The organism is Oleiphilus sp. HI0086, from assembly GCF_001635225.1.
The window spans coordinates 1-2,373 of record NZ_LWFZ01000833.1 but is presented as its reverse complement, the minus strand read 5'-3'; the positions used below and the strand labels follow the sequence as shown (position 1 = coordinate 2,373).

The window sequence follows — 2,373 nt, the reverse complement described above, 5'->3', positions numbered from 1 at the left end:
GTGTTCTGCTTTCGTCGGGTCTGACTCTTTAGTTGAGTATTTGGCTACTACCGAATTAACACCTGAAAATGAGCTAACTTCGAGAAGCTCTTCATAAAAGCCATCATCATCGTTCAATTTCCGCTTAAAATCATTTAGATCAGAGTAAGCGGAAAGGGCTTCCGAAACTCTGTCTTTAACAATTGAATTTGTCTCTTCCTTAAGCAAGTCAAATGTGGAATCCTCGTCTTTAACTGGCTTTGTTAGCCCTAGATAGACATCCAAATAGCTTTTAGCTTTTGCAATAGTTCCTGCGTTTTCAACTTTTACTTTGAAATAGTCGAGTTCAGAAACATAGGAGCCTGTTTCAACCAGAGCCTCGAAATCATTCAGCACCTGAGCAGAACTCCGACCTTCAGGTAGAACCAAGGAATCACCATCAATAGATATACCCAGGTCAGCGTATGCCTTAAAAACACCGTTAGCAACAGATTTAAAGTTTGCATATCGCTCTGACTCTAAATCGACGCTATAGATCGAGATATCGGAGAAAGCGACTGGGCCTTTAACTGCACCACTATTTAGAAAAATGTCTAAGGATTCGTTTCCTTCCGTGTCTTCTGGTAAAGGAACATATTTACTGTCACCCTCGCCACAACCGGAAAGAATTAAAAGGAGTGTAAACAGGGAGCTCCAAGAAAACAGTCTAAACCTTTGAGTTATCATATAAGCGGCACTTTTCCATGTCTGGCTACGTAGTTTAGTCAGTTGTAGCGATAGTCGGCTTTATTACAAAATATCCCTAATGCTACAAAATCAGAAAAAGTCTTACAAATGAAGGAATTCCGAAGCGTGAACTGAGACAACAAAAAGAAAAAGAGCGTTCAAAAAACGCTCTCAAATCGAAGAAAAATGACGAAAAGTTTAAAATCAGAATATGCGATTAAGACCATTTAGTGCCGCAACACGATATGCTTCTGCCATAGTTGGGTAGTTAAATGTGGTATTAATGAAGTAATCTAGGGTATTTGCATCACCTTCCTGATTCATAATCGCCTGACCGATGTGTACGATTTCGGCCGCCTGATCTCCAAAGCAATGGATTCCCAATATTTTTTTGGTCTCACGATGGAACAATATTTTAAGCATTCCGACCGCTTCACCGGTAATCTGAGCTCTAGCCAAGTCTTTGAAAAATGCCTGCCCTACTTCATAAGGAACTTTGGCTTCCGTAAGCTCCTTTTCATTCTTACCGACAGAGCTAATTTCTGGGATCGTATAGATACCGGTAGGTACATCATTAATAAACCTGAAGTAACTATCGTTAAGCAAAGCGGATGAAGCAGAGCGACCTTGATCGTAAGCAGCGCTAGCAAGTGCTGGCCAACCAATCACATCACCTACAGCATAGATATTCTCTACATCTGTTCGATAGTGGTCGTCAATTGAAAGCTGACCGCGTGAGTTTGCTTCAAGACCTATATTTTCTAGCCCAAGATTTTGGGTATTGCCGCTGCGACCATTACACCAAAGAAAAGCATCAGCTTTGATCTTTTTGCCCGACTCGAAAGTAACCTCTACACCGTAATCGGTACCGACAACTGTCTCGTAGGTTTCGTTGTGTCGGACAAGAACACCATTGTTTCGAAGGTGATAGCTAAGCGCATCAGAAATCTCATCATCAAGGAATGATAGTAATTTCTCGCCAGGATTAATCAGGTCGACTTTCACACCTAAACCTGAAAAAATTGATGCATACTCGGAGCCAATAACACCGGCACCATAAATAACCATAGTGCGTGGAGTATGGCTAAGCTGCAATACCGAATCACTACAATAGATACGCTCATGCGTAAAATCAACGTTGGACGGACGATAGGGACTAGACCCGCTAGCTATGATCGCCTCTTTAAAATGAACAATATCTGCGGAACCATTTCCACGTATTTCTATACGATTATCATCTAGAAAGTAGGCCGACCCGTTGTACAAGTCTATTTTATTTCGCGCATAAAAACGGGTTCTTAGCTTAACCTGTTTACTGATTACCTTTTCTGCGTTCTTCAAGACTCTCGGAAAGGAAAACCATCTTGGCTCACCGATATCACGGAACATGGTATTGGTGTTAAAGGTAATAATCTGCTTAACGGCGTGTCGAAGTGCTTTGGAAGGTATTGTTCCAACATGAGCACAGTTCCCGCCAACTACGGGTTTATCTTCGATCACAGCGACCATTTTATGGCCTTTTGCAGCGTTTAACGCTGCCCCTTCACCTGCAGGGCCTGCGCCAATTACTACAACATCATAATGATACTCAGCCATATAACCTTGATCTCCTGAACCTCTAGAAAAAACCGTATGTAATGATACTTAAGCTGTATCTACTTCATTGCA

Annotated in this window: 2 protein-coding genes; both read right to left on the bottom strand. The window is 41.8% G+C overall.

Going from position 1 to position 2,373, the window contains the following annotated elements; translation table 11 throughout:
* Positions 1–705, bottom strand: a 705-nt coding sequence (locus A3756_RS15025; RefSeq protein ID WP_156490498.1) for a hypothetical protein, incomplete at its 3' end; no start/stop codon positions are given.
* 204 nt (positions 706–909) lie between these two features.
* Complete coding sequence (gene sthA / locus A3756_RS15020) at positions 910–2,301, bottom strand: Si-specific NAD(P)(+) transhydrogenase (protein WP_068506486.1); 1,392 nt, start codon at positions 2,299–2,301, stop codon at positions 910–912.
* Positions 2,302–2,373: the final 72 nt, after the last annotated feature.

Bases quoted from the DNA above. Each gene is read 5' to 3' on its own strand.
- sthA (WP_068506486.1), bottom strand. From the start codon at position 2,301: ATGGCTGAGTATCATTATGATGTTGTAGTAATTGGCGCAGGCCCTGCA.